The following is a 249-nucleotide window of genomic DNA, read 5'->3' on the forward strand; positions in this document are numbered from 1 at the left end:
TATCGTTCAATCGCCGCCTCAGCGACCCAGCGAGGAGCAGACGATGACCGAACATGCCGTGGCAATAATTGGAGGCGGCCCGACCGGGCTGATGCTGGCCGCTGAGCTGGCGCTAGCCGGAATCGACGTCGCCGTCGTCGAGCGCCGCGCCAACCAAGGCCTGACCGGCTCGCGGGCCGGCGGCCTGCATTCCCGCACCATCGAGGTGCTGGATCAGCGCGGTATTGCTGGGCGTTTTCTCGCCGAGGG

The 249-nt window shown here is 67.5% G+C and carries 1 protein-coding gene; it reads left to right on the forward strand.

The genetic code is table 11. From position 1 onward, the window contains the following. Positions 1-43: 43 nt before the first annotated feature. The coding region (locus HKX41_12615; GenBank protein ID NNC24977.1) for an FAD-dependent oxidoreductase at positions 44-249 on the forward strand (206 nt) is incomplete at its 3' end.

This window comes from Salifodinibacter halophilus, from assembly GCA_012999515.1.
Taxonomy (GTDB): Bacteria; Pseudomonadota; Gammaproteobacteria; order Nevskiales; family Salinisphaeraceae; genus Salifodinibacter; species Salifodinibacter halophilus.